This window comes from Oleiphilus sp. HI0128 (assembly GCF_001635365.1).
The window spans coordinates 1-6,416 of the sequence record NZ_LWGG01000490.1; the positions used below are offsets into that span (position 1 = coordinate 1).

At 43.9% G+C, this 6,416-nt stretch carries 6 protein-coding genes; all 6 read left to right on the forward strand.

The window, feature by feature from the left end; genetic code table 11:
- Nucleotides 1-896, forward strand: an 896-nt coding sequence (locus tag A3763_RS28280) for a hypothetical protein (RefSeq protein ID WP_068759943.1), incomplete at its 5' end; no start/stop codon positions are given.
- 10 nt (nt 897-906) lie between these two features.
- Nucleotides 907-1,446: a DUF6160 family protein gene (locus tag A3763_RS05930; RefSeq protein WP_068514093.1), complete on the forward strand. Its 540-nt coding sequence runs from the start codon at nt 907-909 to the stop codon at nt 1,444-1,446.
- Nucleotides 1,447-1,455: 9 nt separating this feature from the next.
- Nucleotides 1,456-3,963, forward strand: a complete 2,508-nt coding sequence (locus A3763_RS05935) for a DUF6160 family protein (protein WP_156491798.1) — start codon at nt 1,456-1,458, stop codon at nt 3,961-3,963.
- 98 nt (nt 3,964-4,061) lie between these two features.
- Nucleotides 4,062-5,015, forward strand: a complete 954-nt coding sequence (birA, locus tag A3763_RS05940) for a bifunctional biotin--[acetyl-CoA-carboxylase] ligase/biotin operon repressor BirA (protein ID WP_068553513.1) — start codon at nt 4,062-4,064, stop codon at nt 5,013-5,015.
- Nucleotides 5,015-5,758 carry a type III pantothenate kinase gene (locus A3763_RS05945; protein ID WP_068553512.1) on the forward strand — a complete coding sequence of 248 codons (744 nt, stop codon included), beginning with the start codon at nt 5,015-5,017 and terminating at the stop codon, nt 5,756-5,758. The genes birA and A3763_RS05945 overlap by 1 nt, the downstream gene beginning before the upstream one ends.
- A complete protein-coding gene (locus A3763_RS05950) occupies nt 5,758-6,402 on the forward strand; it encodes a hypothetical protein (protein WP_068553511.1) in 645 nt (214 codons plus the stop codon). Before A3763_RS05945 ends, A3763_RS05950 begins: the two co-directional genes overlap by 1 nt.
- The last annotated feature ends 14 nt before the right edge of the window (nt 6,403-6,416 follow it).

Below are 6,416 nucleotides of genomic sequence, written 5' to 3' on the forward strand. Positions count from 1 at the left end.
AGGTATTCAGGATTAGTGGTGTAACTAACAGTGCTGGAGAAGACGTTGTAATCAACGTTAATCAAATGTATATCGCGCGTGCAGGTAGTAATTATGGGGAGACTCTAGAGGGTGTAAATCTAGGTAGGCTAACTAACCCATACGAAATTGATTTATTAAATGGTGATGACCCTGATATTGGCTTACCCGGAGAGGCGGTACTTGAATTTGCGGCACCTAGGAAGGTTTTAGATACTGCTCAAGGTTATGACTGTTTGACTGGTGCTGCAGGTGGGGAGTGTTCTAGTAGACCTTCATCTGCTGAATGGGTAAATGGGGAGAGGCCAGATCTTGGCTTAGAACTTGAAATTAATGATGGTGCTCTTGCAAGCAATTTAAACATCAATGTTGAAAGTGCCGTGTTTGACGGGTCTTACTTGCGCTTGTGGGGCGATGACGGGGAAGAGCGTATGGCAGCAGAGTTTCGTCTTAACTTTTATTCTCCCTCCATTGAGGTAAGTACTTGTGAGCAAATTAATCAAGGTTGCTCATCTAGCATTAAAATGTCCAACTTCCAAATGGAGTTGGCTTTAGGTCACACGTTCCAGCCCTTATACATCGGGGTAGATGGATCTAGCAATCTACCAACAAGCGGTGGGCTTACTCTTCAAATAGCGAAAATTACACATCCATATATGGATAAGATTAATGTTGTTGATGGTTCATACGATTTAGCTGACCCGGATGCTGTCGCAGCGCATGACTTTTTTCACGATTATTATACGAATGGTGAGTATCGTAGCAATATCATTGTCGGTGATTTAGACATTGGTGGTACAAGTTTAGGCGAGCAGCGAATTGAAGGGATATTGGTCCAGTATATGGATGTTAAATTTCGGGACTTGGATCCTAACTAGAGGCTTATTTATGTTGTTTCGGGTACTAATTTTTATGCTTACTGCCGGGCTCGCTAATGCAGAGATGTCAAGTATTGATGACTCAGATCTATCAGAGGTGACAGGGCAAAGTGGTGTTTATTTAACAGGTGAAGTTTCAATCAACGAAGAGGGTGGGGCGTTCAATGACTCTGACAGCCATGGTTACTTTGGAGATTGTTCAAATAGTCAAAAAGTATGTGGGGCGCGCTTAGCTTTTAAGACTCAGAATGATGGAGGCTGGTTTGCGATTGATAATATTCAAGGCTCAGTCTCTTTTGAAGGTCTTACGTTTAGACTGAGAGATATTGCAGATGGTTTTGGTGGTGACGGTCTGCTATTTAATCGGGATGTGATCGAAATTGGCTTGCCTAAGAGTATACGCATGAACGACTTCCAGTATACGCTCGCGACTGCAAACCAAGACCGTCCAAGTAATAGTTCAGACTATCAGCAGGTCGACTTAATGACTGTCGAGATGAGTGGTGATCTCACTTTGCAGGGTAACCTGTTGGTTTTTCCAACGCCTTAGGAATTACGGATGATAAATAGACTATCAATAACATTAATGCTTTTTATTCTCCCACAAATAAGCGCTGCGGAGCTAAAAGCACTTGGTGATGAGTTTTTGTCGGGTGTAAGTGGGCAGTCGGGAATCACTGTTGACCTAGAATCGAAGTTTTCAGTGGGTGAGATAGCCTATTTTGATGATGGTTTGGGTATAGCGTTGCAGGGTGTCAAGATGAGCTCTGCTGCAGATCCTGGGCAGTTGGCAGAGCACCGATTAGAGTTTGATATTCTTGATAACGGCGATATAAAGTTTGCCTTTTCTTCTGGAAATGTCGCAAGGTTCGAAATAGAGGAAATTCGTTTTGTTGATGCGCCGGGCCTGCCTTCACTTGTAACAGATCCGAGTATAGGGGGCTTCTTTATTGACTACGAGATTGATGGCTCTATCTTGGTGCACAACAGAGGTAATACAAGACACGGTGCTAACAATGTTTTGGGTGGGTTGTATGATATTGATTTTACCGTCGAAAATGGGCGCTTAGGATATCGCACTAATGGCAATGAGTTTTTCTTGGATGGTTTAAGTTTGGATGTCGAATCTTTGGGTACGGTGTTTGGGGTGACCGAGGCAGGACAGCTTAACTTATCAATGCCTAACCTAAAGGCAGAGCTAAGTGTAGATGCCATTAGGTATAGTAATAACGCGTTAAATCACGGGGTAACTAATGATGTTACGTCGGGCGCGCCTTTAGCAAGTTACGGTAGCTTGTGGATTAATATGGATGTTAATTCTGATTTGTTAATTGCCGCGGGCGGCGCTGATGGTCTTACAGGAATGACGATCAATTCATCGAACCAGTTTAATCGCTTGGATGTAGCGTGGGGTGATGATACTGACTGGGCAGATACAGGTTACTGGGTAGGTGCTTTGGGTATTACCGGGTCAACAGATTTGGTCAACATGACGCTAGATATTTTGGATGATGAGGATTCAGGTGACGCTTATCATGGTGTGGGCTTGGCTTTAGCCTTTGAACAGTTAGCGATAGATCTGCATGTTCAGGATTTTGTTTTGGGTGAAACTAAAACAAATATTGATCAATATGTCGCGGGTAACCCTGTTCAATTAAAGTCACTAGGTTCTTTCGATATTGCTTTGACCTACGCCGACTCCGTTTGGGGTGGTGTTAGTCGAACCAACAAAATCTTGGTTCAAGCTGGCGGTAATACAGAGGCTGGCAATCAAGGTTTACGTCTTGATACTCAATTAAGTATCGCTGGTGACACAAATCAATCTAACTTTGTATACACCGATGATGGTTATTCTTTGATGTTGAGTTCTCTTTCTGCTTATGTTGATGGAGATATCACTATCGATATTACTGCAGACTTGCCAAATGATGACGTGTTTTTTGATGGTCTAAGGCTTGGTTTTGAAGATCTTGCTTTTGGCTATCAAATTGAGGGAGTGCGGGTTGCTGAGAGTACCGGGGATAAAGAGGATTTAAAGAATGAGAAGCTTGGGTCTGCACAGGGAGTGCAGGGGCTTCCTGGTTTGTTAGGTTCACCTTCTTTGGAAGGAACGCTTAATGGCCATATTACACTTGGGGCTGGTGGGCGAGAAGGCAGCGAAGGAATTACAGTAAATTCCGATATATCAATTAGTGATGGCATTATGGGTTCCTATTTAGAGGCTGACGGGACTGGGAATGGAATCTGGTTAAGTGGGCTGAATTATGATGTGCACTTGCGTGACATGATGTTAGATGTCACAAGTGACGGATTAAAGATTTATGAAGGTGAAAGTTGGAGTCGGTTGGATGTTACAGACTTTAAAATAGGTGAACGCACTGCTGACGCTAGCTTTGGCGGGCTTGTAGTAGAGAGTTATCATGCTGGTTCTGAGACCTTGATATCAACTGGTGGTGCTGGAGATGTTTGTATTGGTGGTGTCGGAGCTAGCCAGGGTGATTGTATTGCTGATAACGGGCGCTGGGAAAATCGTGGGGACCAGGGCTTAACAATAACATCTAAACGGCACTTTAAGTCGAAGATTGATTCTGAAGGAAAGAGAAATCGCTTAACTTGGCATGTCGGGCGCGATGGCGAGGGTACTGGTTCGCCCGATAAGGGAACGGGTCTAAAGTTAATATTTGATAATTATACGACCAATGACGGGAACAATTTGTCTGACGATTTTGGGATTCAGACAGAATACAACATGGATATTGCTCGCGCTCCGGTTATTAAGAAGTCGACAGGCTTCGATAGTAATAATATCTACGGTGAAGAGGGTTGGGAAAAGGTTATGTTGCCTGATGGCTCCTATGAGTACAAGGCTCCTTCAGATATGACTGCTGCAGATATTGCAAATAGACCGGTAGGTGTTGCGATGAGAACAAATACGCAGTTCAAAGAGCTTGATTTTGAAAGAGTTAATCTCAGCCACTCTGTCGGTGGTGAGTCAACGCTGCTATACGGAATGAAGCTACAGAACTTTAATATCACAACTGATATTACTGCTACGCCAATAGATTAAAGCTGGCGCTTACATTTTCTTGCCTTAATAAGGATGGCATTGCGATAATGCTTTCGAAGTCGCTATAATCGCGGCTTCATTTCTTTTTGGTTTCCCTTATGGAACTCCGTTCTATTTTAAATCTCTTGTCGGATGGTGAATTCCATTCAGGGTCGGACCTTGGTCGTACTTTGGGTGTAAGCCGAACTGCAGTGTGGAAAGCGTTAGGTCAATTGGAGGAGTTGCGTTTACCCTTGGAGTCAGTAAAAGGGCGCGGCTATCGTTTGTTGCGACCGCTTGATCTATTGTGTGGTAAATCTATTCAGTCGTATATGGCAGCTCAAGCTGTCGAAAATATCTCTATTGAGGTGCTTTTAAGTACCGATTCAACAAATACTCACTTATTGGAAAAGCAACTCGAAGGAAATTTATACGAGAGTTGCTTGGCAGAATATCAGACGGCCGGAAAAGGTCGTCGTGGCCGAAAATGGGTTAGTCCTTTTGCGAGAAATATTTATCTTAGTATTGCTTTTAATCTTGATGGTGGGGCAGAAGCTCTATCGGGGCTAAGTTTGGTGGTTGGTTTGTCTGTTGTGAAGACGCTAGCATCACTTGGTGTTAGTGGCGTTGAGTTAAAGTGGCCGAATGATGTTTGGTTAAGTGGAAGAAAGTTAGCAGGTATTTTGGTTGAGTTGCATGGAGAGGCGACAACGAGTTGGCGGGTTGTGGTTGGTCTGGGTTTGAATGTTGATATGAAGCCTGAGGATGCGGAAGTGATTGAGCAGGCTTGGTCAGCTTTGTCCGAAGTATCGGATATTGGTCGGAATGAGCTAGCTGGCAACTTATTGAGTGGTTTGTATTGTGACTTAGAGCGTTTTAAGTTGGGTGGCTTTAAGGATTTTTTGTCGGATTGGAACAAATTTGATGCTTTAGCGGGTAAAGTGGTTGAAATCAACAGTGGTGCAATAGTTGGTATTGCGCGAGGAGTTGACTTATCTGGCGCGCTCTTATTAGAGGTTGATGGAGCACTATCTGCGGTTAACGCAGGTGAGGTGTCGGTGAGGTTAGGCTGATGCTTCTATTAGATTGCGGCAACACACGGATCAAGTGGTGTTTAGCTGAAAATAATAAAATCATAAGGTCGGGAGAGGAGTTGTTGTCGGCGCTTGATCCTGCTTTGCTGGCAGCAGAGTTGGGTGGCATGTCATTTAATAGGGTGCTGGTAGCATCTGTTAGGGTGTCTGAAGTACTAGATAGTCTGCTTGACGCGCTCCAGCGTATGGTGGATGTTAAGATTTATGCGATTTCTCATGATGATATGAGCGGGCAGCAATTTGCTTACGATGAGGTGAAAAGGTTGGGGGTTGATCGCTGCCTGGTAATATCAGCCGTGCGCGATCTGTATCAAGGCGCTTGTATGGTAATCGATAGCGGTAGTGCCTTGACGGCCGACTTGATTGACGGAGATGGACGGCATATTGGTGGCTATATTTTTCCAGGTTGCAAAATGTTGCAGGATTCGCTTGTGGCGGGGACATCGAAAATTGTATTAGATGATGATGTGCAGTGTGGATTATCTCCAGGCAGGAATACTGAGCAGTGTGTTGTTAATGGTGTTCATATTATGGTGAGTCAAACTATAAGCTACTTAGAGTCACAGTGTCAGGGCTATGGTATTAACAAGGTAATACTTACGGGTGGTGATGCTAAATATATCGCCGGATTTATCGTGGGGGCTTACGAATTGAGGCCTGTATTGGTCTTTGAGGGGATGGCTGGGCTGTTCGGATCTAGGCTTGAGGGGGAGCTACACTAATGAAGTGGGTGTTTATAGCGTTATTGGTTGTGAATGTAGGTCTGGTTGCTTTTCAGTGGGTGAAGCATCGAGAGCAGGGTGTGAGTCCAGAATTTCAGGAAAATAAGGCAGTAAAACGTATAGTATTGTTGTCGGATATTTCATCGTCGGGTGGCGATAAACAGGCAATAGCGAGGCGTTGTGAGTTGCTGGGGCCTTTTGATAATAGGGCTGAGTTGGAATTGGAAAAAAAGAGAGTGCTTCCGGGGACTGGTGAGGTTCAGATTGTAGGTCAAACTCTTGATAAGGCGCCCTCTTATTGGGTGTATATCGCGAAGAAAGATGTTGTTGAAGATCTAGAGCAAAGATTGCTTGAGATTAAGGTCGACACGTATAAGATTTCTTCAGGAGAATTAAGTGGGGCTTATTCTTTAGGGGTGTTTGAAAATATAGATTTGGCGCGCGGGTTAGCAAAAAAAGTAAAGAAAAGTGGTATGGCGCCAAGCATTTTCGAGAAAAAGAAGTCTGAAACGAGTTTTTGGTTGGAGTACGGGCTTGATTATGCTGCTGAAAACCAAGAGAAAATAGACGAAATTGCTGCATTGTTATCAACAGGTGCAAAGAAGAGAGAAATTTTTTGCAAAAGTGTTGCATCTGAAAAGTAGTTCACTTAGTATAG

What these genes read in the sequence shown, in the direction of transcription:
- A3763_RS05930 (WP_068514093.1), top strand. Translation starts at nt 907, where the DNA reads ATGTTGTTTCGGGTACTAATTTTTATGCTTACTGCCGGGCTCGCTAAT.
- A3763_RS05950 (WP_068553511.1), top strand. Translation starts at nt 5,758, where the DNA reads ATGAAGTGGGTGTTTATAGCGTTATTGGTTGTGAATGTAGGTCTGGTT.
- A3763_RS05945 (WP_068553512.1), top strand. Translation starts at nt 5,015, where the DNA reads ATGCTTCTATTAGATTGCGGCAACACACGGATCAAGTGGTGTTTAGCT.
- A3763_RS05935 (WP_156491798.1), top strand. Translation starts at nt 1,456, where the DNA reads ATGATAAATAGACTATCAATAACATTAATGCTTTTTATTCTCCCACAA.
- birA (WP_068553513.1), top strand. Translation starts at nt 4,062, where the DNA reads ATGGAACTCCGTTCTATTTTAAATCTCTTGTCGGATGGTGAATTCCAT.